This is a genomic window from Streptomyces rubradiris (assembly GCF_016860525.1).
Classification (GTDB): domain Bacteria; phylum Actinomycetota; class Actinomycetes; order Streptomycetales; family Streptomycetaceae; genus Streptomyces; species Streptomyces rubradiris.
Genome location: NZ_BNEA01000001.1, coordinates 1,844,304 through 1,869,890, shown reverse-complemented (window position 1 = coordinate 1,869,890; position 25,587 = coordinate 1,844,304). Strand labels below are relative to the sequence as shown.

Below are 25,587 nucleotides of genomic sequence, written 5' to 3'. Positions count from 1 at the left end.
ACGAAGCCCCGCACCCAGAAGAGGGTGCGGGGCTTCGTCGATGGCGTACGAGTGCGGGGTCAGCGCCCTCGGGGGCCGCCGCCCTTCGGGAGGCGCATCCCCTTCGGCATAGGGCCCTTCGGCAATGGCATGTTGCTCATCAGGTCGCCGAGCGCGCGCAGCCGGTCGTTGGTGGTGGTCACCTGGGGGCCGGTCAGCACCCGCGGGAACTTCAGCAGGGTCGTGCGCAGCTTCTTCAGCTCCACCTGGCCCTCGCCGGTGCCCACGATCACATCGTGCACCGGCACGTCCGCGACGATCCGGTTCATCTTCTTCTTCTCGGCGGCCAGCAGGGTCTTCACCCGGTTCGGGTTGCCCTCGCCGACCAGCACGATGCCGGCCTTGCCGACGGCCCGGTGCACCACGTCCTGGTTGCGGTTCATCGCCACCGCCGGGGTCGTCGTCCAGCCCCGGCCGATGTTGTCCAGCACGGCCGCGGCGGCGCCCGGCTGGCCCTCCATCTGGCCGAAGGCGGCCCGCTCGGCCCGGCGGCCGAACACGATGGCCGTCGCCAGCAGGGCGATCAGCAGACCGAAGATGCCCAGGTAGACCGGGTGCCCGATCAAGAAGCCGATCGCGAGGAAGACACCGAGCGTGCCGATGCCGACGGCCGCGAGTACCAGGCCGATCGTCTTGTCGGCCTTGCGGGTCATCCGGTACGTGAGGGCGATCTGCTTCAGTCGCCCGGCATTCGCGGCGTCCGCCGCGGTTTCCTTCCTCGCCATGCCACGAAGTCTACGTGGCCCCGGGAGCGCCTACGACGGCAGTGCCCGGCGGGGCCGGTCAGGGGTCGGGGCAGGTGGGATCAGGAGCGGCCGGCGGCGGCCCGCTCCAGGAACCGCTGGGCCTCGACCCGGTCCTTGGCCCGGCGCCGGTCCTCCAGGACGGAGGTCCAGGCGTTGCGGCGGGCGGTGCGCTGGCCGCCGCTCAGCAGCAGGGACTCGACGCGGCGCAGCGCGTCGGTGAAGGACGGGATGGCGGTGGCGCGCACGGGTGGTGCCTGCATGGTCGGGATCCCCCTCGAGACGGTGGAGTCAGGGGCGTGACACCAGGGTCACTGTCTGGTGTTACCAGGGCGTGACCGGCCGGTCAAACAGTGGTGAACCCTCGCCGCGGGGGCCGTGACGAACGGCGCGGCCCCGGCGCCGCCCTCATCAGCGAGGACGGCCGGGGCCGCGTCGACCCGGCCATTACCGGCCGGTAGCGATTTGTGCGACGATTCACACGCGCGGCTCACACCGCGCGCCCGGGGCCGCGGGGCTCACACCGCCTGGGCGGCGACGAACGCACCCCGCTTCTCGACGGCCATCTGGTACAGCCGCCCGGCGCGGTAGGAGGAGCGCACCAGCGGGCCGGACATGACACCGGAGAAGCCGATCTGCTCGGCCTCCTCCTTCAGCTCCACGAACTCCTGCGGCTTCACCCAGCGCTCCACCGGGTGGTGCCGGACGGAGGGGCGCAGGTACTGGGTGATGGTGACCAGCTCGCAGCCCGCCTCGTGCAGCTGCTTCAGCGCCTCGCTGACCTCCTCGCGGGTCTCGCCCATGCCGAGGATCAGGTTCGACTTGGTGACCAGGCCGAAGTCGCGGGCCTCGGTGATCACCTTCAGGGAGCGCTCGTAGCGGAAGCCGGGGCGGATCCGCTTGAAGATCCGGGGGACCGTCTCGACGTTGTGCGCGAAGACCTCGGGGCGGGACTCGAACACCTCCGCCAGCTGCTCGGGCACCGCGTTGAAGTCGGGGGCCAGCAGCTCCACCTTGGTCCGGCCGCCCTCGCGGTCCGCCGTCTGGGCGTGGATCTGGCGCACGGTCTCGGCGTACAGCCAGGCGCCGCCGTCCGGCAGGTCGTCGCGGGCCACGCCGGTGATGGTGGCGTAGTTCAGGTCCATCGTCACCACGGACTCGCCCACCCGGCGCGGCTCGTCGCGGTCGAGCGCCTCGGGCTTGCCGGTGTCGATCTGGCAGAAGTCGCAGCGCCGGGTGCACTGGTCGCCGCCGATGAGGAAGGTCGCCTCGCGGTCCTCCCAGCACTCGTAGATGTTCGGGCAGCCGGCTTCCTGGCACACCGTGTGCAGGCCCTCGCTCTTCACGAGGTTCTGCATCTTCGTGTATTCGGGGCCCATTTTCGCCCGGGTCTTGATCCACTCGGGCTTGCGCTCGATGGGGGTCTGGCTGTTGCGGACCTCCAGGCGCAGCATCTTGCGTCCGTCGGGTGAGACTGCGGACACGTCGGCTCCCTGTGACTTCGATTCTTCGGCGTACACCAGGGTACGCCCGTGCTCATTGCGCCCTGCCGGTGAGACCAACCCCCCGACCGCAGGGCACATTCCCGGTGCCGACGGTCAGGCGGACGCCTTCTCGATCTCCCGGGGCCTGAGGACCGCGTTCTCCAGGACGTCCCTGAGGTGCTTCTCCACCACCGGCACGACCTCCTCGACCGTGATCTCGCGGCCCAGCTCGCCCGCGAGGGAGGCCACGCCCGCGTCGCGGATGCCGCACGGGATGATCCGGTCGAACCACTTCATGTCCGGGTTCACGTTGAACGAGAAGCCGTGCATCGTGACGCCCTTGGCCACCCGGATGCCGATCTGCGCGATCTTGCGGTCCTCGCGCCGCTGGCCCGCGTTGGACGGGGCGTACTCGGGGCCGTTGAGCCGGGGGTCGAACTCCTCGTCGGTCAGGCGCGGGTCGAAGTCCAGGGACAGCCCCCCGAGGGCCGGCCGCTGCTCGACCGGGTCGCCGAGCACCCATACGCCGCTGCGGCCCTCGACCCGGGTGGTCTCCAGGCCGAACTCGGCGCAGGTGCGGATGAGCGCCTCCTCCAGCCGCCGTACGTGCGCGACCACGTCCACCGGGCGGGGCAGCTTCTGGATCGGGTAGCCCACCAGCTGGCCCGGGCCGTGCCAGGTGATCTTGCCGCCGCGGTCCACGTCGATGACCGGGGTGCCGTCCAGCGGGCGCTCGCTGTCCTCGGTGCGCCGGCCGGCCGTGTACACCGGGGGGTGCTCCAGCAGGAGGACGGTGTCGGGGACCTCGTCGGCGAACCGGGCCGCGTGGATCCCGCGCTGCTCGTCCCAGGCCACCTGGTAGTCGACGGCATCGGCACCGAATCCCCTGCGGACGAACCGCAACTCACTCACGGCAAGCGCCTCCCTCGGCGATGTGTGTCAGGCATGTATCGCGCCCACGCCACTGTACGTCCGGGCCGCACGCGTCAGCCCGGCGGGCATTCCTCACACGATCGGATGAAGGTGGCGCAAAGTGTGTGATCGTCTGCTCACTCTCCGCTACATTCGCGCCGTTCGTGAGGCCATAAGGGCTGCTCAAAGGCAATCCGGGCACGCCCACCGGCCCGGAAGGCAGGAGACCGCACCGCAGATGACGGACCGACCCGCGCAGCGCACCCCCAACCGCCAGCTCGCCGCGCTCATCGCAGAAGCGGGGTTCTCCAACGCGGGTCTGGCGCGTCGCGTCGATCAGCTCGGTCTGGAACACGGGCTGGACCTCAGATACGACAAGACGTCGGTCACCCGCTGGCTGCGCGGGCAGCAGCCGCGCGGCACGACCCCCGCCCTCATCGCCGAGGTCTTCACCCGCCGGCTAGGGCGCCGGCTCACCGCCCAGGATCTCGGCCTGGACTCCTGCGCGCCGGTGTACGCCGGGCTGGAGTTCGCGGCCACCCCGGAGGAGGCCGTCGACATCGTCAGCGGCCTGTGGCGCAAGGACTCCGGCAGCCACGCCGAGCTGCGCAAGATCGCCTTCACCCCGGCGGGCCTGGTCGTGCCCAGCCGGGACTGGCTGATCGGCAAGCCCGACGACCGGGTGGCCCGCGAGCCGGGGCCCCGGGTGCCGCAGCAGGGCCGGCCCGGCGCGGCCAGGTCCCCGCTCCCGCCCGGGGTGGCGGCAGCGGCCCGCGCCCGCGCGAGTGCCGAACGCGCCCCCGGCCACCGGGTCACCGCCGGCGACATCGCCGCGCACGGGCTCGCCCAGCGCTACTTCGTGCAGGCCCTGCGGCTCGCCCAGGCCGCCGGCGACCGGGCCTACGGCTCCTACGTCCTGGTCACCATGAGCCGCCAGGCCGTCTACCTCGGGCACGGCAGGGAGGCCGTGCAGCTGACCCGGGTCGCCCAGCAGGGCGTCGGCACCGGCGCCCCGCCCGTCGTGCAGTCGCTGCTGCACGCCTCCGAGGCGCGGGCGCACGCCGTCCTCGGCGAGGTACGCGCGTGCACCGCGGCGCTGGTGCGCGCCGAGCGCGCGCTGGAGGCGGCCCGGCCCGGGGACGAGGTGCCGTACTGGGCCCGGTTCTTCGACGAGGGACAGCTCGCCGACGAGTTCGCGCACTGCCACCGGGACCTGCAGCAGTTCCGGGCCGCCGCGCAGCACGCCGAGCGCGCCCTCCAGCTGCGGGCGCCCGCCTTCGCCCGCAGCCGGCTGTTCTGCCGGGTCGTTCTCGCCACCGCGCGGCTCGGCCTCGGCGAACTCGACCAGGCGTGCGCGCTCGCCGCGGAGGCCGCGGGGCAGGCCGCCGAGATGCGGTCCGCCCGCGCGGTGGAGTACGTCAAGGACTTCGAACGCCGGCTGGAGCCCTACCGGGACGCGGCGCCGGTACGCGGCTACCGGGAGAAGGTCGCGTCGCTGGGGTAGGGCCGCGCGAAGCCGCGCCCTGGGGCTAGGCCGCCCTCGGCAGCACCGGGGCCGGGTCCGCGCGGTGCATCGAGCCCGTCGCGCCGAGGTCCGTCAGGATGGCCGACGTCGCCCGGCGGGCGGAGTGCAGTGCGCCCTGGACCGTGCTGGTGTCGCGGTGGTCGCCGCAGACGTACAGGCCCGCCAGGAGGCGCACCGGGCGGCGCGGGTCGTGCGGGGGGCGCATGGCCGGGACCGCCTCGGGGATGTGGTGCACGGCCAGCGTCTCCCAGCGGCGCGTGGAGGTGCCGTAGAGCCGGGCGAGGTGGATGCGCACGGCGGTGTCGACGCCCTCCGGCGGCGGGCCCAGCACGGTCGAGGAGATCAGCACCCGGCCGGCCGGCGCCCGGCTCGGGTCCACGGCGCTGAGCACCGCCGTGTGCGCCACCGGCCCGCCCCGGTCCGCGTCCAGCAGCAGCGAGGCGCCGGTCGGAAGGGCCTCCGCGGGTTCGTCTGTGGTGTGGTGGACCACCGTCACCGGATGGAAGTCCGGCACCCTCAGGCCGGGCAGCAGCTCCGCCGCGGCCCGCGCGTCGGTGGCCAGCAGCACCGCCCGGCAGCGGATCTCACCGTGCTCGGCGGTGGCCACCGAGGTCGTGGACACCGAGGTGACCCGCACCCCGGTGTGCACCGTGCCCGGCGGCAGCGCGCGCGCCAGCAGCTCCGGCAGGGCCTCCGCGCCGCCCTCCGGCACGCACAGCCGGCCGCTCGCGAAGGCGCGCAGCGCCAGGTCGGCGCACCGGCTGGACGTGGTCAGCTCCGGGTCGCACAGCAGCGCGGCCAGCAGCGGGCGCAGGAAGCCGTCGATGGTGCGGGCCGGCACCCCGCGCCGGGCCAGGGCCTGGGCGGCGGGCAGCTCGGGGCGGGCCAGGACGCGCTCGACGGGGGTCGCCGCGAGCCGGCCGAGCGCGGCGCCCAGCCGGGCCTGGTCCACCGCGCCGCCCACCGGCGCGGCGCCGGTCCGGCCGGGCGTGACCGTCGTACCCCGGCCGGTCGTGGCCCGGGCCGCCGTGGCCCTGGCGACCGTGCCCCCGAGGGCCGTGCCCCTGTGGGCCGTGCCCCTGGGCGTCCCGGCGAGGGCGCGCACCGCGTGGAGTGCGCCCCGTGCGCCCCTCGCGCTCCCGCCAAGCGCCGGGGCGCCCGCGCGCTGGAGGCGCCCGTCGCGGTGCAGCAGCACACCCGGCGCGAAGCGGCGCACGGCCAGCTCGGCCAGGCCCGGGGTCAGCCGGAGTTCGGGGTAGGACGTGGACAGCAGCTGTCCGGCGCGGTCGAGCCGGAAGCCGTCGACCTTCTCGGTCGACATGCGACCGCCGACGTACGGGGCGGCCTCCAGGACCGCGGTGGTGATTCCGGCGCTGGTCAGCCGGTGAGCGGCCGAGAGGCCGGCGATGCCGGCCCCCACGATGACGACGTCCACCTGGTACGCGGGCTCAAGCACGAGGCCCCTCCTGTGGTTACGCGGCCGGTGGAGGAGCCATGCCTCCGACTGGCGCCACGGATACCCGAGTTCGGATCGAGGTTAGGGCGGTGATCGGTCAGGAGGAGTCGCGCATCAACAGGGCACGGTCGCATGGAGGTCGCATACGGTCACTTTTGTTCGCCCGTGTTGCAATCGGCTCATCACGCCGCGCGGATCGCCTCCTCGATGCCGGGAAACGCGAACCGGAAGCCCGACTCCAGCAGCCGCTTGGGCACCACCCGCTGACTGCCCAGCACATCCCCGGCCATCTCCCCGAGGACCGCGCGCAGCACCGCGCCGGGCACCGCGCACACCGCCGGCCGGTGCAGCACCCGGCCCATCGCCGCGGTGATCTCCCGGTTCGTCAGCGGCTGCGGGGCGGTCAGGTTGAACGGGCCGGACAGGTCCTCCCGGTCGACGAGATGCCGGATCGCGGCCACCTCGTCGTGCAGCGCGATGTACGACCAGTACTGCCGCCCGTCGCCCAGCCGTCCCCCGAGCCCCGCCCGGAACAGCGGGAACAGCCGCCCCCAGGCCCCGCCGCCCCGGGCCACCACCAGACCCGTGCGCAGGAACACCGTCCGCACCCCGGCCTCCTCGGCGGGCGCCGCCGCCTCCTCCCACTCCACGCACAGCCGGGCCAGGAAACCGTCGCCGGGAGGCGCGTGCTCGTCCACGACCCGCCCGCCGGTGTCGCCGTAGAAACCGATCGCGCTGCCGTTCACGAACACCCGGGGCGGCTCGGGCAGCGAGGCCACCGCCTCGGCGAGCGCGGCCGTGCCCAGCACCCGGCTGTCCCGCAGCACCCGCTTGTACTGAGGGGTCCAGCGCCGGTCGCCCACCCCGGCCGCCGCCAGATTGACCACCACATCGCACCCGGTCAGCCCGACCGCGTCGACCCGGCCCCGCTCCGGGTCCCAGTGGACCTCGTCCGGGCTCTCGGGCGCCCGGCGCACCAGCCGCACCACCTCGTGCCCGTCGGCGGCCAGGGACCGCACCAGGGCACCGCCGATGAGACCGGACGCGCCGGCCACCGCGATACGTGAACGTTCCATGGCCCCAAGCATGACCCCACCCGCACCCCGGAAACCCGTTGGACGCCCGGACGGCGCGGCCTAGGGTGATCGCCATGCCCGACCCCCGCATACGCACCGCCCAGGCCCGCGACGAGGAGGAACTCGCCCTCCTCGACCGGGCCACCTGGTCCACCCTGCACGCCGTCACACCCCGGCCGGCGCCGCCGTACCCGCCGTTCTTCGACGACAGGCACCCCCCGGAGGACTTCCTCGTAGCCGAGGACGGCGGACGCCTGCTCGGCTACGTCCGCCTCGCCCGCCCCACCCCGCTCGCCTCCAACGCGCACGTCCTGCAGATCCAGGGGTTCGCCGTCGCCGGCGAGGCGCGCGGCCGGGGCGTCGGGCGCGCGCTGATCCGGGCCGCCGTCGACACCGCGCGCGAGCGCGGCGCCCGCCGGCTGACCCTGCGGGTGCTCGGGCACAACACCCCGGCCCGGACGCTGTACGAGTCCGAGGGCTTCGCCGTCGAGGGCGTGCTGCCGGGGGAGTTCTTCCTCGACGGCCGCTACGTCGACGACGTGTGCATGGGCCGGGCCCTGTGAACACAGGGGACACCAAGCCCCGGTGGCGCTACGCGGCGACCAGTTCCCCGGTGTCCACCCGCGCCGTCGCCGTGGCCGCCCGCCGGGCGTCGCCCGTCAGCTCGGCCGCCGTCAGCACATACCCCGTCCCCGCGTCCGAGGCGGACCGGGCGAAGACCATCCCGAGCACCCGGCCGTCCCGGGTCAGCAGCGGGCCCCCGGAATTGCCCGGCAGGACCTCGGAGCGGATCGTGTACACGTCCCGGGTGAGGGTGCGCTCGTCGTAGATGTCCGGGCCGACCGCCCGCACCCGGCCCGTGACCGACGCCGTCCGCAGGTCCAGGCCCCCGTCCTCCGGGTAGCCCGCCACCACCGCCGCTTCCCCGCGCCCGGCGTCCGGGGCGAACCGCAGCGCCGGAGCGCGCAGCCCGGGCACGTACAGCACCGCCACGTCCCGGCCCGGGTCGAACAGCACCACCCGGGCCGGGTACGACCGCCCGGCCCCGCCGACCCGCACGCCCGGCCGGTCGATGCCGGCCACCACGTGCGCGTTGGTCAGCACCCGCCCGGACGCGTAGACGAACCCGCTGCCCTCGCGGCCCTCGGCGCCCGCGAACCCCTCGATCTTGACCGTGCTGCGCCGGGCCGCCCGGGTCGCGGCCGGGGTGACACCGTCGCTTCCCGGCCGGGCCGCCGGGGCCGCCGACTCGGACCCGAACGGGCCGGACACCCGTGGGAGGCCCGCCCCGGACAGCGCGGACGTGGCCCGCGCGAACCAGGCGGGCGTGGTCTCGGGCATCCGCTGCCGCACCGCGCTCAGCAGGGTCGACTCCCGTACTTCCGCCGTCAGCGCCGGGGCCGGGGCCGCGCCCAGCACGCCCGCCGCCACCCCCGCCACCACCAGCACCGCGACCGCGTTCACCGCCGCGCCCCCGACCCCGTCCGCCGCCCGCAGCGGGCCCCGGTCCAGCCGCCCGCGCAGCCGCCGCGCCGGCCGGCCCGCCAGCCCGCGCCCCAGCACCGCCGGCACCAGCAGCGTCACCGCGGCGAGCGCCGTGACCGCCGCCGAACCCCGCACCTGGCCCGTCGTCCACGGCAGCAGCCACATCCCGACGGCCGCGCCGCCCGCGAACCCGGCCAGCGAGACGCACCCGGCCACCAGCCCGCGCCGGTATCCCGACACCGCGGAGCAGACGGCCACCACGGCGAGCAGCAGATCCAGCAGGTTCACGGCAGCCGCCTTTCCCGTCCCCCGGAACTGACCCGGACCGGGACGAAGGTTCCGCCAGGTGGCAGAGCGCGCGGCGCGGGTACGGCCCGGCGGCTTGACAGTGGGATCATGCGTGTCCTCCGAAGAGCCCCGCAGGCCCCGGCACGGCCCGCCGCGGGGAGCCCCCGTACCGCACGGCGGATACCCGGGGCGCTGCTGGTGCTGCTCGGCTGCCTGCCCGGGCTGCTCGCCGTCGGCGCTCTGGTCCTGTGCGCCCGCGGCGCCGAGCGCGCCGCCGCCCGCCCCGACCGCCCCGCCGCCGGAGCCCGGCCGCCCGCCGGGCACCGGGCCGCCCGGCCGCGCATCGTGCCGCGCTCCGCCTGGCTGGACCGCGTCACCGGGCACACCCAGCCGCCCCCGCGCTACGACGACAAGGTGGTGGCCGTCTTCCTGCACCACACCGACTCGCCCAACGACTACGCCTGCGCCGACGCGCCGCGCATCATCCGCGGCCTGTACGCCGGCCAGACCGGCGCCCGGCACTGGGACGACATCGGCTACAACTTCCTCGTCGACCGCTGCGGCACCATCTACGAGGGCCGGGCCGGAGGCGTCGACCGGCCCGTCACCGGCGCCCACTCCCAGGGCTTCAACCACCGCACCGCCGGGATCGCCGCCCTCGGCACCTTCACCGCCGGCGTCCCCGTGCCCCGGGCCATGACCGAGGCCATCGCCGCCCTCGCGGCCTGGAAGCTCGGGCTCGCCGACATCGACCCGCGCGGCCGGGCCCGGCTGGTGTCCAGCAGCGGAGAGAGCCGCTACCGGTCGGGTGCCACCGCCACCCTGCCCGCCCTCGCCGGGCACGACGCCGGATTCCACACCAGCTGCCCCGGCGCGGCCCTGACCGCCCGCCTCCCGGCCATCCGGGAACGGGCCGCCCAGCTCCAGGGCCGCCCGGCCGCGACGCCCTCCCGGAAGCCGGTCACCACGCCACCCCGCAAGCCGGCCGTGACGCCGCCCCTGAAGACCCACGGCCCGCGCACCTCCCCCCGCCCCACGGCCGCGCCCAGCACCGGCGTCAAAGCCGGCGGCGGCCCCGGCCGGGCCGAGCCGACCGGAGGCGGGAGACACGGGGAACAGCCGTGAGGCCGTCATGTCCGCAGCCGCTCCCACAACCGGGGAAACCGCTCGGCGAGCACCCGGTCGTCCTCCAGGTCCAGCGGCGTGCCCTCGGGCTCGGCCGGGGCCGGGGCGAGGCCCAGCTCGGGGGCGACGGTGCCGGTCAGCCGCTCGTACGCCTCGTCCGCCGCGTACCCCAGCTCCTCGCCGTCGCCGTCGATCTCCTCGTCGAACTCGCCCAGCAGCCCGGCCAGCGCGTCCGGGTCGTGCAGGGCCCCCTCGAACACCTCCCGGCCCTGGCCGATCAGCCAGCACCGGAAGAAGTCGAACGCGTCGTCGCTGCACCCGTCCAGCAGCAGCCAGGCGGCACCCCACAGGTCCCAGCGGTAGGCGCGGTTGTAGCGGGCCTCGAAGTGGCGGGCGAAGTCCAGCACCTGCTCCGGGTCCAGCCGCAGCAGCCGCTCCACGAGCAGGTCGGCCTGTTCCTCGGGGTCCCCCTCGGCGGCCCCGCGGCTGGAGTCGATCAGCTCCCAGAACTCCGTCTCGTCCATCACGCCACCAGCATCGGGCCTTACCCGGTGGCACGCACCCGGAGTACGGCCGGGGTGCTCAGCCGTCCCCGCGGTGGTACAGGGCGGCGGCGCGGGCCGCGTCCGCCGCGAACCGCTCGCGCAGCGCGGCCGGTGCCAGTACCTCGGCCTCCGGCCCGAGCGCCGTCAGCTGCTCGTACGCGACCTCCTCCGACTCCACGGGCAGTGTCACCGTCACCCGGCCCGCCGCGTCCGGCGCGCCCGGCTCCGCGAGGGCGGTCCGCGCGGCGAGCGGATCCACGGCGTGCGGCAGCCGGCGCACGCCCTGGGGGGAGAGCCGTACGACGACCTCGGCACGCAGGATCGACCGGGCGAACCGCTCGGCCTGCTCCGCCCAGAAACCCGGCAGATCGAACTCCGGATCGCGGTCGAACCGCTCGCCCAGCGGGTCCACGGCGGTGAACCGGTCGATCCGGTACGTGCGGAAGGAGCCGTTTCCGGCCACCCGCGCGCACAGGTACCAGACACCGGCCTTCAGCACGAGCCCGTACGGTTCCAGCCGCCGCTCCACCGTGTCCTCCGCGCGCCGGTACCGGGCGAGGACCCGGCCGTCGTCCCACACCGCCTCGGCGAGCACCGGGAGCAGCGCGGGCGTCTCGGGCTCCCGGAACCAGGCGGGCGCGTCCAGGTGGAAGCGCTGCGCGGCGGCGTCCGGGGCGTCCCGCAGCGAGGGCAGCAGGGCCGCCGACACCTTCAGCCGGGCCGCCGAGGCGGCGTCCGCCAGGCCCATCTCCCGCAGCGCCCCCGGCACCCCGCTCAGGAACAGCGCCTCGGCCTCGCCGCGGGCCAGCCCGGTCAGCCGCGTCCGGTACCCCCCGACCAGCCGGTACCCCCCGGCCCGCCCCCGGTCGGCGTACACCGGCACGCCCGCCTCGGACAACGCCTGGGCGTCCCGCGTCACGGTCCGCTCCGACACCTCCAGCTCCCGCGCCAGCTCGGCGGCGGTCATGACGGGCCGGGACTGGAGCAACAGAACCATCTTGATGAGCCGCGCCGCACGCATGCGCCCATGATGGCAAAGAGGCCCCCGCCGAAGCGGGGGCCTGCTCACCTGACCGGTCCGTTACAGCCCGTACTTCTCCCGGGCCTCCTTGACCGCCGTCGCCTTGATCTCGCCGCGGCGGGCGAGCTGGGACAGGGCGGCCACGACGATCGACTCGGCGTCGACGCCGAAGTGGCGGCGGGCGGCCTCACGGGTGTCCGACAGGCCGAAGCCGTCGGCGCCCAGCGAGGACCAGTCCTGCTCGACCCACTGCGCGATCTGGTCCGGGACCTGGCGCATGTAGTCGGACACCGCGAGCACCGGACCCTCGGCGCCCTGCAGGGCCTGGCGGACGTACGGCACCCGGTCCTCGCCGCGCAGCAGCGCCGCGTCGGCCTCCAGCGCGTCCCTGCGCAGCTCGGTCCAGGAGGTCGCGGACCACACGTCCGCGGCCACGCCCCACTCCTCGGCCAGCAGCTTCTGCGCCTTGAGGGCCCAGTGGATCGCCGTGCCGGAGCCCAGCAGCTGGATGCGCGGGGCGTCCGCCGCCACGGTGATGCCCGCGGACTCGGCCGTGTTGAAGCGGTACAGGCCCTTGACGATGCCCTCGTCGATGCCGAGGCCCTGCGGCTTGGCCGGCTGCGGCAGCGGCTCGTTGTAGACCGTCAGGTAGTAGAAGACGTTCTGGTCCTCGCCCGGCTTGGCCTCGCCGTACATCCGGCGCAGACCCTCACGGACGATCACCGCGATCTCGTAGGCGAACGCGGGGTCGTACGTCAGCGCGGCCGGGTTGGTCGCCGCGATCATCGGGGAGTGGCCGTCGGCGTGCTGGAGGCCCTCGCCCGTCAGGGTCGTACGGCCCGCCGTCGCGCCGACCAGGAAGCCGCGGCCGAGCTGGTCGCCGAGCTGCCACATCTGGTCGGCCGTGCGCTGCCAGCCGAACATCGAGTAGAAGATGTAGAACGGGATCATCGCCTCGCCGTGCGTCGCGTACGACGTCGAAGCGGCGATGAAGTCGGCCATCGAACCGGCCTCGGTGATCCCCTCGTTGAGGATCTGGCCGTTCTTGGCCTCCTTGTAGTACATCAGCTGGTCACGGTCGACCGGCTCGTACGTCTGGCCCTTGGGCGAGTAGATGCCCAGGGACGGGAAGAGGCTCTCCATGCCGAAGGTGCGCGCCTCGTCCGGGACGATCGGCACCCAGCGCTTGCCCGTCTCCTTGTCGCGGACCAGGTCCTTGACCAGGCGGACGAACGCCATCGTGGTGGCCACGTTCTGGGAGCCGGAGCCCTTGTCGAAGGAGGCGAACGCCTTCTCGGCCGGGGCCGGCAGCGCGGGCAGCGTGTGGGTACGGCGGGCCGGGGCCGGGCCGCCGAGGGCCGCGCGGCGCTCCTGGAGGTAGCGCACCTCCGGGGAGTCGGCGCCCGGGTGGCCGTAGGGCACCACGCCGTCGACGAAGTCGCTGTCCTTGATCGGCAGGCCGAGCCGGTCGCGCATCGCCTTGAACTCGTCCACCGTCAGCTTCTTCATCTGGTGGTTGGCGTTCTTCGACGCGAAGCCCTCGCCGAGGGTGTGGCCCTTGACCGTCTGGGCCAGGATCACGGTCGGCGCGCCCTTGTGCTCGACGGCGGCCTTGTACGCGGCGTAGACCTTGCTCGCCTCGTGACCACCGCGCGAGAGGTGGAAGCACTCGAGGATCTTGTCGTCGCTCAGCAGCTTGGCCATCTCGGCCAGCGCCGGGTCCTTGCCGAAGAAGTCCTCGCGGATGTAGGCGGCGTCGCGGGTCTGGTACGTCTGGACCTGCGCGTCCGGCACCTCGCGCAGCCGGCGGACCAGCGCGCCCGTGGTGTCCAGGGCGAACAGCTCGTCCCAGGCCGAGCCCCACAGCGTCTTGATCACGTTCCAGCCGGCGCCGCGGAACTGGGCCTCCAGCTCCTGCACGATCTTGAAGTTGGCGCGGACCGGGCCGTCCAGGCGCTGGAGGTTGCAGTTGATGACGAAGGTGAGGTTGTCCAGCTCCTCACGGGCGGCCAGCGCGAGGGCGGCCGTGGACTCCGGCTCGTCCATCTCGCCGTCGCCGAGGAAGGCCCAGACGTGGGAGGCGGAGACGTCCTTGATGCCGCGGTTGGTCAGGTAGCGGTTGAACCGCGCCTGGTAGATCGCCGACAGCGGGCCGAGGCCCATGGACACCGTCGGGAACTCCCACAGCCAGGGCAGCCGGCGCGGGTGCGGGTAGGAGGGCAGGCCGTTGCCGCCGGCCTCCTGGCGGAAGTTGTCGAGGTGCGCCTCGTTCAGGCGGCCGTCGAGGAAGGCGCGGGCGTAGATGCCGGGGGAGGCGTGGCCCTGGATGTACAGCTGGTCGCCGGAGCCGTCGCCCTCCTTGCCCTTGAAGAAGTGGTTGAAGCCGGTCTCGTACAGCCAGGCGGCCGAGGCGAAGGTCGCGATGTGGCCGCCGACGCCGTGCTTGCTGCCACGGGTCACCATGGCCGCCGCGTTCCAGCGGTTCCAGGCGGTGATCCGGGCCTCCATCTCCGGGTCACCGGGCAGGGCCGGCTCCGCGGAGGTGGGGATGGTGTTGACGTAGTCGGTCTCGAGGAGCTTCGGCAGCGCGATGCCGCCCGCCTCGGCGCGCTCCAGCGTGCGGCGCATCAGGTATGCGGCGCGGTGCGGTCCGGCTTCCCTGGCCACGGCGTCCAGGGAGGCCTGCCATTCGGCGGTCTCCTCCGGGTCGCGGTCGGGGAGCTGGTCGAGCGCGCTCGGCTGGATGGCGTTGGGGTCGGTCATGTCGCCGCCTTCCTCAGTCGAAGGGGGTTCCCTCATCGTCAAGGGTTCGGGGGTGCCCTAGGTCTTTGGCAGGACAGGGCAGTGGACTTCGGTGGAAGTCCGTCGGCGACTGTAACCCTCTGATCGATGATCGATCAAAGGGTTGAGGGGGAAAAAGTCTCGAATCCGAGAAAGTAGGCACCCGGTGCCTTGGAAATGGGCACCCGGTGCCGCTCTGGAGGGGGGTTTTCGCAGGTGAGCGGGGGTATGCTCGGCTGGGTCAGGCGCGCGGCGCGCACCCCAGCACATGCGCCTTCACCAGCTCGGCGATCCGCGGATCACGGCGCTGGAACGCCTGCACCAGCTCCTCGTGCTCCTCGGCGTACGACTGCTGGACCGTGCCCAGCCAGCGGATCGACAGCGCCGTGAACACCTCGATGCCCAGGCCCTCCCAGGTGTGCAGCAGCACCGAGTTGTGCGCGGCCCGCACCAGCTCCCGGTGGAAGCCGACCGTGTGCCGCACCTGGGCCGTGCCGTCGGCCTTCCGGTCGGCCTCGTACAGCGCCGCGACGTGCGGCTCCAGCGCCGAGCAGTCCTCCGCGAGCCGCTCCGCCGCCAGCTCGGCGGCGATCGCCTCCAGGCCCGCCCGGACCGGGTAGCTCTCCTCCAGGTCGGCCGCCGTCAGATTGCGGACGCGCACGCCCTTGTTCGGGGCCGACTCGATCAGCCGCAGCGACTCCAGCTCGCGCAGCGCCTCCCGCACCGGGGTCTGGCTGACCTCCAGCTCGGTCGCGATCCGCCGCTCCACGATCCGCTCACCCGGCTGCCAGCGCCCGCTGACGATTCCCTCCACGATGTGCTCGCGGATCTGCTCGCGCAGCGAGTGGACGACGGGCGCGGTCATGACGGCTCCTTAGGGAGGGGCCGTCCTGCGGCCCCCGGGGCTTTGACGCTTAGACAATACGGCTGGTTCGCTGCGCGGGAAGGGCGCCTGGGGGCGCTTCGACGCAGGTGAGACGAGCCTTACACGCTGCGCACCCGGACAAACACGAACACCCCGCCCGGAAAAAGCTCCGGACGGGGCGTTCGTACGCTGATCAGGCGCGATGGAGTCAGAGGCCGAGCTCGACCTCGAACTCGCCCGCCTCCAGGATCGCCTTGACCGCGGTCAGGTAACGGGCCGCGTCGGCGCCGTCGACCAGACGGTGGTCGTAGGAGAGGGTCAGGTAGGTCATGTCGCGGACGCCGATGACCGTGCCCTCCTCGGTCTCGATGACGGCCGGACGCTTGACCGTGGCACCGATGCCGAGGATCGCGACCTGGCCCGGCGGCACGATGATCGTGTCGAACAGCGCGCCGCGCGAACCGGTGTTGGAGATGGTGAAGGTCGCGCCGGCCAGCTCGTCCGGCGTGATCTTGTTGCTGCGGACCTTGCCCGCGAGTTCCGCCGTGGCCTTGGCGATGCCCGCGATGTTCAGGTCGCCGGCGTTCTTGATGACCGGGGTCATCAGGCCCTTCTCGGAGTCCACCGCGATACCGACGTTCTCGGTGTCGAAGTAGGTGATGGTCCCCTCGGCCTCGTTGATCTTGGCGTTGATGACCGGGTGGGCCTTCAGCGCCTGCGCGGCGGCCTTGACGAAGAACGGCATCGGGGAGAGCTTGACGCCCTCGCGGGCCGCGAAGGAGTCCTTCGCCCGGGCGCGCAGCTTCATCAGGCGGGTGACGTCGACCTCGACGACCGACGACAGCTGCGCCTGCTCGTGCAGCGCCTTGACCATGTTGTCGCCGATGACCTTGCGGATGCGGGGCATCTTGACGGTCTGGCCACGCAGCGGGGAGGCCTGAAGCGCCGGGGCCTTCTTCGCGGCGGCGGCCGGGGCGGCCGCGGCGGGGGCCGGGGCAGCGGCGGCGGCCTTCGCGGCCTCGGCGGCGGCGAGGACGTCCTGCTTGCGGATGCGGCCGCCGACGCCGGTGCCCTTGACGGTGGCCAGGTCGACGCCGTTCTCGGCGGCGAGCTTGCGCACCAGCGGGGTCACGTACGCGCCCTCGTCGGTCGCCTGGGTGGCGGTCGGCGAGGTCGGCGCGGTGGCCGGGGTGACCGGAGCCGGAGCCGGAGCCGGGGCGGGCGCCGGAGCCGGGGCGGCAGCGGCGGGAGCCGGAGCGGCGGGGGCCGGGGCCGGGGCGGGCGCCGGGGCAGCGGCCGGAGCCGGAGCCGGAGCCGGGGCGGGAGCCGGAGCCGGGGCAGCCGCGGGGGCGGCCGGGGCGGCCTCGGCGGCGGGGGCCGGAGCGGCACCCGGGGCACCGATGACGGCGAGCTTGGCGCCGACCTCGGCCGTCTCGTCCTCGCCGACCACGATCTCCAGCAGCACACCCGAGGCGGGGGCGGGGATCTCGGTGTCGACCTTGTCCGTGGAGACCTCGAGCAGCGGCTCGTCGGCCTCGACGGTCTCGCCGACCGACTTCAGCCAGCGGGTCACGGTGCCCTCGGTGACGGACTCGCCCAGCGCGGGCAGGACCACGTCGGTGCCCTGCGCGCCACCGGCCGGGGCGGCCGGAGCGGCCTCGGCGGCGGGCGCCGGAGCCGGGGCCGGAGCCTCGGCGGCCGGGGCGGGGGCGGGCTCGGCGGGGGCCTCGGCGGCGGGGGCCTCGGCGGCCTCGGCGGCCGGGGCCGGAGCGGCGGCGGGCGCACCCGTGCCGTCGTCGATGAGGGCCAGCTCGGCGCCGACCTCGACCGTCTCGTCCTCGGCCACCTTGATGGAGGCCAGGATGCCGGAGGCGGGGGCGGGGATCTCGGTGTCGACCTTGTCGGTCGAGACCTCGAGCAGCGGCTCGTCGGCCTCGACGCGCTCGCCCTCGGCCTTCAGCCAGCGGGTGACAGTGCCCTCGGTGACGCTCTCGCCGAGCGCCGGAAGGGTTACGGAAACCGCCATGGTTTCGGTTGCTCCTAACGAATTGCGGAAGTCTGTGGTCGTCGCGCCCGATGACGGAAGGCGTCAGTCGTGCATGTGGAGGGGCTTGCCGGCCAGGGCCAGGTGGGCCTCGCCGAGCGCCTCGTTCTGCGTCGGGTGGGCGTGGATGAGCTGGGCCACCTCGGACGGCAGCGCCTCCCAGTTGTAGATCAGCTGCGCCTCGCCGACCTGCTCGCCCATGCGGTCGCCCACCATGTGGACACCGACCACGGCACCGTCCTTGACCTGGACGAGCTTGATCTCGCCCGCGGTCTTCAGAATCCGGCTCTTGCCGTTGCCGCCGAGCGGGAACTTGATGGAGACGACCTTGTCCGCGCCGTAGACCTCCTTGGCCTTGGCCTCCGTGATGCCGACGGAGGCGACCTCCGGGTGGCAGTACGTCACCCGCGGAACACCGTCGTAGTCGATCGGAACGACCTTCAGACCGGCCAGGCGCTCCGCCACCAGGATGCCCTCGGCGAAGCCGACGTGCGCGAGCTGGAGGGTGGGGACGAGGTCACCGACGGCGGAGATGGTCGGGACGTTGGTGCGCATGTACTCGTCGACGAGCACGTAGCCGCGGTCCATCGCGACGCCCTGCTCCTCGTAGCCGAGGCCCTGGGAGACCGGGCCGCGGCCGACGGCGACGAGCAGCAGCTCGGCCTCGAACTCCTTGCCGTCCGCCAGGGTGACCTTCACACCGTCCTGGGTGTACTCGGCCTTCTGGAAGAACGTGCCCAGGTTGAACTTGATGCCGCGCTTGCGGAAGGCGCGCTCGAGAAGCTTGGAGGAGTTCTCGTCCTCGACCGGGACGAGGTGCTTCAGGCCCTCGATGACCGTGACGTCGGCACCGAAGGACTTCCACGCCGAGGCGAACTCGACGCCGATGACACCGCCGCCCAGGATGATGGCGGACTTCGGCACGCGGTCCAGGACCAGGGCGTGGTCGGAGGAGATGATGCGGTTGCCGTCGATCTCCAGGCCCGGCAGGGACTTCGGCACGGAGCCGGTCGCCAGCAGGATGTGGCGGCCCTGGACGCGCTGGCCGTTCACGTCGACGGACGTGGGGGAGGACAGCCGGCCCTCGCCCTCGATGTACGTCACCTTGCGGGAGGCGATCAGACCCTGCAGACCCTTGTACAGGCCCGAGATGACCTCGTCCTTGTACTTGTGGACGGCCGGGACGTCGATGCCCTCGAAGGAGGCCTTGACGCCGAACTGCTCGCTCTCGCGGGCCTGGTCGGCGACCTCGCCCGCGTGGAGCAGAGCCTTGGTGGGGATGCAACCCTTGTGCAGGCAGGTGCCGCCGACCTTGTCCTTCTCGATCAGGGCGACGTCCAGGCCCAGCTGAGCCCCGCGCAGGGCCGCGGCGTAACCACCGCTACCACCGCCGAGGATCACTAGGTCGAAAACGGTGCTGGCGTCGTTCGCCACGTCACGTCCTCCATGCATGTGCGCCGTGCGCCGGTCGGCGATGACCGGCAGGCGGCTGGTGTCCGGCCGCTTGATGCTTCGGCCCTTCGGTGGGGGCCCTGTCCTGCCGGGCTCCATCTTTGCACTTGTCGGACGAGATCGAGACGCCGGGCCGGTGTGTGAGACGTCCCACGTTCGGCGTCCGAAGGGGCGTGGGGAACCGGACAACCGACCCCCCACGCCCCGAACCGGGCTCGCGGGCGCCCTTAGCCGAGGTCACCCTCGGCCGTGAGCTCGGCCAGCCGGACCAGCGTCCGCACCGCCGAACCCGTGCCGCCCTTCGGGGTGTAGCCGAACGGGCCGCCCTCGTTGAACGCCGGCCCGGCGATGTCCAGGTGCGCCCAGGCGATGCCCTCGCCCACGAACTCGCGCAGGAACAGGCCGGCCACCAGCCCGCCGCCCCAGCGCTCGCCCATGTTCGCGATGTCGGCCACCTGCGAGTCCATGCCCTTGCGCAGGTGCTCCGGCAGCGGCATCGGCCAGGCCGGCTCGCCGACCTCCTCGGCCGCCTCGTGCACCGCGGTGCGGAACGCGTCGTCGTTGGCCATGACACCGAACGTCCGGGTGCCCAGCGCCAGCATCATCGCGCCGGTCAGCGTGGCGACGTCCACGATCGCGTCCGGGTTCTCCTGCGAGGCGGCCCACAGCGCGTCGGCGAGAACCAGCCGGCCCTCGGCGTCGGTGTTGAGCACCTCGACCGTCTTGCCGCTGTACATGCGCAGCACGTCACCCGGGCGGACGGCGGAGCCGGACGGCATGTTCTCGGCCAGCGCCAGCCAGCCGGTGACCTCGACCTCCAGGCCGAGCCGGGCGGCGGCGACGACCGCGGCGAACACGGCGGCGGCACCGCTCATGTCGCACTTCATCGTCTCGTTGTGCCCGGCCGGCTTCAGCGAGATGCCGCCCGAGTCGTAGGTGATGCCCTTGCCGACGAACGCCAGGTGCTTGTCCGCCTTCGGGTGCTTGTACGACAGCTTGACCAGGCGCGGCGCGGCCGCCGAGCCGCCGCCGACGCCGAGGATGCCGCCGTAGCCGCCCTTGGCCAGCGCCTTCTCGTCGAGCACCTGCACCTTGATGCCGTGCTCCTTGGCCGCGGTCTGCGTGAGCGCGGCGAAGGCGGCGGGGGTGAGGTCGTTCGGCGGCATGTTGACCAGGTCGCGGGCGCGGTTCAGCTCCTCGGAGACCGCGACCGCGCGGGCGAGCGCGCCCTTGTGGGCGGCGTCGCGCGGCTTGCCGCCGAGCAGCGCGGCCTCGGCCAGCGGCGCCTTGCCGTTCTTGGCCCTGGCGTTCTTCGCGTCCTGGGCGCCGCCCTTGTAGACGTCGAAGGAGTAGGCGCCGAGCAGCACGCCCTCGCCGATGGCGCCGATCGCGCCGGGGCCGTCGACGGGCAGCGCGAACGCGGCCTTCCTGGTCCCGGAGAGCGCGCGGGCGGCCACACCGGCGGCCTTGCGCAGCGCCTCGGCGTCGTAGCCGGCGTCGTCGTCCGAGGGCTCCGCGCCCAGGCCCACCGCCACCACGAGCGGGGCCTTGAAGCCGGCCGGCGCGGGCAGCTTCGTCAGCTCGCCCTCGGCACCCGAGGCGCCGAGGGTCTCCAGGACGCCGGCCAGCTTGCCGTCGTACGCCTTGTCCACGGCCTCGGCGCCCGGCGCGACGACGGGCCCCTGGGCGCCCTTGGCGACACCGATCACGATCGCGTCGGCCCGCAGGCCGGGCGCCGCGGCGGTGCTGAGAGTCAGAGCAGTCACGGTGGTGAGTTCTCGCTTCCGATGTGAAGTTGCAGTGGCCGAAATGGGGTGGGTCGACCGGGCCCGACAGCCGACCCTAGGTCCAGGCCTGGGGACAGATGGCAACCGGGGCCTTCACCCTGTCGGCGAACACCCGGAACGAGACTACGCGCGTGGGTGCGGTCGATCATTCCTTCGGGTGGTCACCCGCGTGTGGCGTCGCGTCCGGTCCGGGTTCTCCGCCGCACGCTAGCGGCCCAGCGAGAGCACCACGAGCGCGGTCGTCGCCGCCGTCTCCGCGAGCGCGCCGAACACGTCCCCGGTGACCCCGCCGAACCGGCGCACACACCGCCGCAGCAGCGGTTCGGCGACCGCGAGACCGGCGGCCACCGCGAGGGCGGTGCGCACGCCGTCGTACCAGCCGAGGCAGGCGCCCGCCGCCCCGGCCGCCGCCGTCACCGCGGCCGCGGCCCCCAGCGCGGCGGGCCCCGGCACCACCCCGGCCACGGCCGCGCCCAGCCCCTCCGGGCGGGCGGCCGGCACCGCGGCGCGGGCGGCCAGGGTGAGCGCCAGCCGGGCCGTGACCGCCGAGACCACGGCCGCCAGGGCGCCCCGCGCCCAGGAGCCGTCGTAGAGCTGGGCCAGTACGGCCACCTGGGCCAGCAGCACCAGGACGAGGGTGAGCACTCCGAACGGCCCGATGTCCGACTGCTTCATGATGCGCAGCGCGTCTTCGGCGGGCTTGCCGCTGCCCAGCCCGTCGGCGGTGTCGGCCAGCCCGTCCAGGTGCAGCCCCCGGGTCAGCGCGGCGGGTACGGCGACCGAGGCGACGGCGGCGAGCGGCGCACCGGCGCCGAGCAGGAGCAGCAGCAGGCCGAGCCCGGCCGCGCAGCCGCCGACGACCAGCCCGGCCACCGGGGCCCACAGCATCCCGCCGCGCGCCGCCGCCCGGTCCCACCGGCGCACCCGCACGGGCAGCACGGTGAGCGTGCCGAAGGCGAACCGCAGCCCGTCGGAGACGGAGGCCGGAGGGGACGGGGACGACGAGGACGACGAGGACGACGAGGACGACGAGGACGACGTGAACACCGGCGCAGGGTACCGGGCGGTTCGGGACCCCGGTTTCCCGCCTGTCCGGGCTTTTGGCGGCTGGGCCGGTGCCGGGCTCAGGTCCGCACCGGTGGGGCGCCCGGCCGGCCGGGCGGGGTCCGGTGCGGGCGGGGGCGGGCCGGGGCGAGCTCCCGCAGGGCCGCGAGCAGGCACAGCAGGCCCACCGCGGTGAGCGCGGCCAGGTGTTCCTTGCCCGCCAGGTTCTCCTTCAGCAGCACCTCGGCGACCATCGCCAGGGTCACCGTGCCCGCCGTCGCGTAGGCGCCGTACCGCCAGCCCACATACACCGCGAGCCCCACGACCGCCGCCGACGGGCCGGTGTCCACCACCTGCGCGTCGGTCCACGGCAGCCCGAACGGGGCGTGCGCGCCGAGGGTGACGCCGAGGCGCGCGTACAGGGTCCCGGCGAGTGTGGCGGCGTAGGCGATGGCCAGCGTCCGCCACCGGCCCAGGCACAGCTCCGCGATCCCGAACACCAGCAGGATCTGCGCCAGCGCCCCCCACACCGGCAGGTCCGGCGCGGGCACGAACAGCGACAGCGGGGTGCGCAGCAGGGCCGTCCCCAGCGGGTCGCCGGCCCGTACGGCGCCCAGGTCCTGTACCAGTGGGTCTCCCCACGGCTGGTGCTGCGCGTGGTGGAGGAACCCCGTCAGGCCCACCGCGGCCGCGGTCAGCGGCAGCGCGGCCGGCCCCCGCCGGCGCAGGGCCTCGCGCACGGTGGCGTACAGCGGGCCCCACTCGGCCCGGGCCCAGCGGGCGAGCGTTCTCCTCATACGATCCTCATCCCCGTACGGTCGTCGGTGCGTTCCGCACCTGCCTGCGGCGCGGCCACCCGGGCAGGCCCGGCGCCTCCAGGAAGCCCTCCGCGCGGGCCGAGGCGAGGCCGATGCGCGGCAGGTCCGCGGTCTTCTCGAAGAGCAGGAACCGCGGTTCCCAGGCGGGCCGGTACTTGGCGTTGGCGCGGTACAGCGACTCGATCTGCCACCAGCGGGAGAAGAAGCCGAGCAGCGACCGCCACAGCCTCAGCACCGGTCCGGCGCCGAGGCGCGCGCCACGTTCGAAGACCGAGCGGAACATCGCGAAGTTGAGCGAGACCTGCGTGATCCCGATCTCGCGGGCGCGCCGCAGCAGCTCGATGACCATGAACTCCGTCAGCCCGTTGGCGTGGCCGTCGACGTCCCGTTCCCGCCGCATGAGGTCCAGCGACAGCCCGTGCGGGCCCCACGGCACGAAGGACAGCAGCGCCCGCAGCCGCCCCTCGGCGTCCACGCACTCCAGCATCACGCACCGGCCGTCGCGGGGGTCCCCGAGCCGCCCCAGCGCCATGCTGAAGCCGCGCTCGGTCGCGCCGTCCCGCCAGTGCTCGGCGCGCTCCACGAGGTACGCCATCTCGGGCGCCGGGATGTCCTCGTGGCGCCGGACGCGCACCCGGTACCCGGCCCGCCGCACCCGGTTGTACGCCTGCCGGACGGTACGCATGGCCCGCCCCTCCAGCGTGAACTCGGCGACCTCCACGACCGCCTCGTCCCCGAGTTCCAGCGCGTCCAGGCCGTGCCGGGCGTAGACCGTGCCGGCCTCCTCGCTCGCGCCCATCACCGCCGGGATCCATCCGTGCGCCCGCGCCTCGGCCAGCCACGGCGCGATCGCCCCCGGCCATGCCTCCGGGTCGCCGAGCGGGTCCCCGGAGGCCAGGCTCACCCCGCCGACGACGCGATAGGCGACGGCGGCCTTCCCGGTCGGGGACCACACCACGCTCTTCTCCCGGCGCAGCGCGAAGTAGCCGAGCGAGTCCCGGTCACCGTGCCGCTCCAGCAGTTCCCGCAGCCGTTTCTCGTCGTCCTCGGTGAGCGGGTCGACGGCGCGCCGGGAGCGGAAGGCGGCGTACAGCACGGCGAGGAGCAGGGCGGTGCTGAGCACGTTGACGGCCACGTTCGCCCAGTTGGGCGGGTCGAGGCCGGGAAAGCGGGACTCCTCGGCCGCCACCGACACCAGCCGCAGGGTGCCGTAGTACCAGCGCTCGGGGAACGTCGAGCGGGCCGCGTCCGGCGCCTGGTTGGTGACCGTCACCAGCAGCCCGGCCAGCAGGCTCGCGGCCAGGCCGCCGCCGACGGCCACGGTCGCCGCGAGCCGGGGGTTGGAGCGGTCGCCCTTGGCGTAGAACTCCCGGCGGCCGATGAGCAGCGCGCCCACGAAGGCGGCCGTCAGCGCCAGGGAGACCCAGTTCTGGGCGTACCGGCGGATCTCCGGGAAGGTCATGGCGAACGCGAACAGGGCCAGGAAGAGCCCGCTCATCACCAGGTTCAGGATCCACGCGGCCCGTTTGCGGCGGCGCATGGTGATGGCCAGGAAGGCGGTGAGGACACCGGAGGCGAAGCCGGCCGTCAACAGGTACGGCGTGAAGAGGTCGTCCTGGTTGTGCCGGCGCACGTCCTGGCCGAGCGAGACCCACACCGCGCTCAGGAAGTTCACGAACGCGACGGTCCGCAGATACCAGACGGCGCACGCGGCGGCCCGCCGGGAGGCCCCGGCGGGCCGGCGCGCCCTCAGTCGCCGCGGCACGGCAATGCGGGCATCTTCCATAAGCGAGGATCATAAGTGCGCAATTGCTGCAAATCGCACTTTTCACCCGCCTTGTGGCATCAGTCCATGGACTGTTCCTTCTCCGCGGTCTCCTGCGCCGTCCCCTGCACCGGCTCCTCCGTGGTCTCCTGCACCGGCTCCTCCGCCGGCTCCTTCTCGGGCAGCTCCGCGGCCAGCGCGGCGGCGGCCCGCACCAGCGGCATCGCCAGCAGCGCGCCCACGCCCTCGCCGACCTTCACCCCCTGCTCCAGCAGCGGCTCCAGGGCCATCCGGTCCAGCGCCTTGGCCTGCCCCGGCTCCCCGCTCGCGTGCCCGGCCAGCCACCAGTCCGGCGCCCGGAAGGCGATCCGCTGGGCGACCAGCGCGCACGCCGCGGCCACGACCCCGTCGAGGATCACCGGCAGCCTGCGCACCGCGCACTGCAACAGGAACCCGGTCATCGCCGCCAGATCCGCCCCGCCCACGGCCGCCAGCAGCTGGAGCTGGTCGCCGAGCACCGGCCGGGCCCGCCGCAGCGCGTCCCGGATCGCCGCGCACTTGCGCATCCACGTCAGGTCGTCGATCGCGAGCCCGCCGCGCCCGGTCACCACGGACGCGTCCGTACCGCACAGCGCGGCGATCAGCACCGCCGCCGGCGTGGTCCCGCCCACGCTGACATCGCCGAGCACCACCAGATCGGTGCCCGAGTCGGCCTCCTCGTCGGCGACCGCGACCCCGGCCCGCAGCGCGGCCTCGGCCTCCTCCAGGGTGAGCGCGTCCTCGATGTCGATACGGCCGCTGCCGCGCCGCACCCGGTGCCGCACCACGTCCGGCGGGAAGGCGTCCGGCGGGCAGTCCAGGGCCATGTCCACGACCCGTACCGGCACCTCCAGCCGGCGGGCGAGCACCGAGACGGGGCTCGCGCCCTCCAGCACCGCCCGCACCAGCTGCTCCGCGCCGCCCGCGGGCCGCGCGGAGACGCCCAGCCCGGCGATGCCGTGGTCACCGGCGAAGAGCACCACCCGCGGCCGCTCGACCGGCCGCACCGGCACCTCGCCCCGCGCGGCGGCCAGCCACTCGCCCAGCTCGTCCAGGCGGCCCAGCGCCCCGGGCGGCACGATCTGGCGCTCCCGCCGGGCCTCGGCGTCACGGCGTACGCCCCCGTCCGGGCGCTCGATCAGATCGGTGAAGTCGTCCAGATTAAGGCTGCTCATTCGCCGAACAGTACCGCCCGGCCGCGCACCGCTCCGCGCCACATCGCCACCTCACCCCCACGAGGTCTTTGCACCCCGGATCGGCATCCCATACGTTCCGCTTTGCCGCGGAATGTCG

Annotated in this window: 20 protein-coding genes and 1 pseudogene; 3 read left to right on the top strand and 18 right to left on the bottom strand. The window is 74.0% G+C overall.

What is annotated here, in order from left to right; translation table 11 throughout:
* Positions 1–59: 59 nt before the first annotated feature.
* The 4 genes from Srubr_RS08650 to lipB form a co-directional block, all read right to left on the bottom strand.
* A complete protein-coding gene (locus tag Srubr_RS08650; RefSeq protein ID WP_189996482.1) occupies positions 60–764 on the bottom strand; it encodes a DUF4191 domain-containing protein in 705 nt (234 codons plus the stop codon).
* A gap of 80 nt (positions 765–844) precedes the next feature.
* Entirely contained in the window at positions 845–1,045 is a 201-nt protein-coding gene (locus tag Srubr_RS08645; protein ID WP_030616762.1) for an SCO2195 family GlnR-regulated protein, read from the bottom strand.
* A gap of 255 nt (positions 1,046–1,300) precedes the next feature.
* Positions 1,301–2,266, bottom strand: coding sequence for a lipoyl synthase (gene lipA, locus Srubr_RS08640; RefSeq protein WP_189996483.1), 966 nt, complete (start codon positions 2,264–2,266; stop codon positions 1,301–1,303).
* 114 nt (positions 2,267–2,380) lie between these two features.
* The gene (gene lipB / locus Srubr_RS08635) at positions 2,381–3,178 is read right to left on the bottom strand and encodes a lipoyl(octanoyl) transferase LipB (protein WP_189996484.1); all 798 of its coding nucleotides are present in this window, start codon (positions 3,176–3,178) and stop codon (positions 2,381–2,383) included.
* Between the two features lie 238 nt (positions 3,179–3,416).
* Between lipB and Srubr_RS08630 the strand changes: the two genes are divergently transcribed.
* Positions 3,417–4,682: a regulator gene (locus Srubr_RS08630; protein WP_203854918.1), complete on the top strand. Its 1,266-nt coding sequence runs from the start codon at positions 3,417–3,419 to the stop codon at positions 4,680–4,682.
* 25 nt (positions 4,683–4,707) lie between these two features.
* Here Srubr_RS08630 and Srubr_RS08625 read toward each other — a convergent pair whose 3' ends face one another.
* Together Srubr_RS08625 and Srubr_RS08620 are read right to left on the bottom strand one after the other, a co-directional pair.
* A complete protein-coding gene (locus Srubr_RS08625; protein WP_189996486.1) occupies positions 4,708–6,159 on the bottom strand; it encodes an NAD(P)/FAD-dependent oxidoreductase in 1,452 nt (483 codons plus the stop codon).
* Positions 6,160–6,341: 182 nt separating this feature from the next.
* A complete protein-coding gene (locus tag Srubr_RS08620) occupies positions 6,342–7,235 on the bottom strand; it encodes a TIGR01777 family oxidoreductase (protein ID WP_189996487.1) in 894 nt (297 codons plus the stop codon).
* 74 nt (positions 7,236–7,309) lie between these two features.
* On the opposite strand from Srubr_RS08620, the gene Srubr_RS08615 reads away from it, so the two are divergent.
* The gene (locus Srubr_RS08615; RefSeq protein ID WP_189996488.1) at positions 7,310–7,798 is read left to right on the top strand and encodes a GNAT family N-acetyltransferase; all 489 of its coding nucleotides are present in this window, start codon (positions 7,310–7,312) and stop codon (positions 7,796–7,798) included.
* 28 nt (positions 7,799–7,826) lie between these two features.
* On the opposite strand, the gene Srubr_RS08610 is transcribed toward Srubr_RS08615, so the two are convergent.
* Positions 7,827–9,008 (bottom strand): MarP family serine protease, encoded by a 1,182-nt coding sequence (locus Srubr_RS08610; RefSeq protein ID WP_189996489.1) that lies wholly within the window; start codon positions 9,006–9,008, stop codon positions 7,827–7,829.
* A 108-nt stretch (positions 9,009–9,116) separates the two neighbouring features.
* On the opposite strand from Srubr_RS08610, the pseudogene Srubr_RS08605 reads away from it, so the two are divergent.
* Positions 9,117–9,941, top strand: a pseudogene (locus Srubr_RS08605) (peptidoglycan recognition protein family protein); the annotation flags it as partial.
* A gap of 197 nt (positions 9,942–10,138) precedes the next feature.
* On the opposite strand, the gene Srubr_RS08600 reads toward Srubr_RS08605, so the two are convergent.
* From Srubr_RS08600 to cobT, 11 genes are all read right to left on the bottom strand, one after another.
* A complete protein-coding gene (locus Srubr_RS08600; RefSeq protein ID WP_189996723.1) occupies positions 10,139–10,657 on the bottom strand; it encodes a DUF4240 domain-containing protein in 519 nt (172 codons plus the stop codon).
* A gap of 58 nt (positions 10,658–10,715) precedes the next feature.
* Positions 10,716–11,699 (bottom strand): helix-turn-helix transcriptional regulator, encoded by a 984-nt coding sequence (locus Srubr_RS08595; RefSeq protein WP_189996491.1) that lies wholly within the window; start codon positions 11,697–11,699, stop codon positions 10,716–10,718.
* Between the two features lie 60 nt (positions 11,700–11,759).
* The gene (gene aceE / locus Srubr_RS08590; RefSeq protein ID WP_189996492.1) at positions 11,760–14,462 is read right to left on the bottom strand and encodes a pyruvate dehydrogenase (acetyl-transferring), homodimeric type; all 2,703 of its coding nucleotides are present in this window, start codon (positions 14,460–14,462) and stop codon (positions 11,760–11,762) included.
* Positions 14,463–14,721: 259 nt separating this feature from the next.
* Positions 14,722–15,345, bottom strand: a complete 624-nt coding sequence (locus Srubr_RS08585; RefSeq protein WP_030783170.1) for a GntR family transcriptional regulator — start codon at positions 15,343–15,345, stop codon at positions 14,722–14,724.
* Between the two features lie 208 nt (positions 15,346–15,553).
* The gene (gene sucB / locus Srubr_RS08580) at positions 15,554–17,371 is read right to left on the bottom strand and encodes a 2-oxoglutarate dehydrogenase, E2 component, dihydrolipoamide succinyltransferase (protein WP_189996493.1); all 1,818 of its coding nucleotides are present in this window, start codon (positions 17,369–17,371) and stop codon (positions 15,554–15,556) included.
* A 63-nt stretch (positions 17,372–17,434) separates the two neighbouring features.
* A complete protein-coding gene (gene lpdA / locus Srubr_RS08575) occupies positions 17,435–18,823 on the bottom strand; it encodes a dihydrolipoyl dehydrogenase (RefSeq protein ID WP_189996494.1) in 1,389 nt (462 codons plus the stop codon).
* 245 nt (positions 18,824–19,068) lie between these two features.
* Positions 19,069–20,607: a leucyl aminopeptidase gene (locus Srubr_RS08570; RefSeq protein ID WP_189996495.1), complete on the bottom strand. Its 1,539-nt coding sequence runs from the start codon at positions 20,605–20,607 to the stop codon at positions 19,069–19,071.
* Between the two features lie 228 nt (positions 20,608–20,835).
* Complete coding sequence (locus Srubr_RS08565) at positions 20,836–21,594, bottom strand: adenosylcobinamide-GDP ribazoletransferase (protein ID WP_373313554.1); 759 nt, start codon at positions 21,592–21,594, stop codon at positions 20,836–20,838.
* Positions 21,595–21,752: 158 nt separating this feature from the next.
* Complete coding sequence (locus Srubr_RS08560; protein WP_189996497.1) at positions 21,753–22,469, bottom strand: hypothetical protein; 717 nt, start codon at positions 22,467–22,469, stop codon at positions 21,753–21,755.
* Between the two features lie 7 nt (positions 22,470–22,476).
* Positions 22,477–24,276, bottom strand: a complete 1,800-nt coding sequence (locus Srubr_RS08555; protein WP_189996498.1) for a phosphatidylglycerol lysyltransferase domain-containing protein — start codon at positions 24,274–24,276, stop codon at positions 22,477–22,479.
* Between the two features lie 59 nt (positions 24,277–24,335).
* Positions 24,336–25,469 carry a nicotinate-nucleotide--dimethylbenzimidazole phosphoribosyltransferase gene (cobT, locus tag Srubr_RS08550; RefSeq protein WP_189996499.1) on the bottom strand — a complete coding sequence of 378 codons (1,134 nt, stop codon included), beginning with the start codon at positions 25,467–25,469 and terminating at the stop codon, positions 24,336–24,338.
* Positions 25,470–25,587 lie beyond the last annotated feature (118 nt).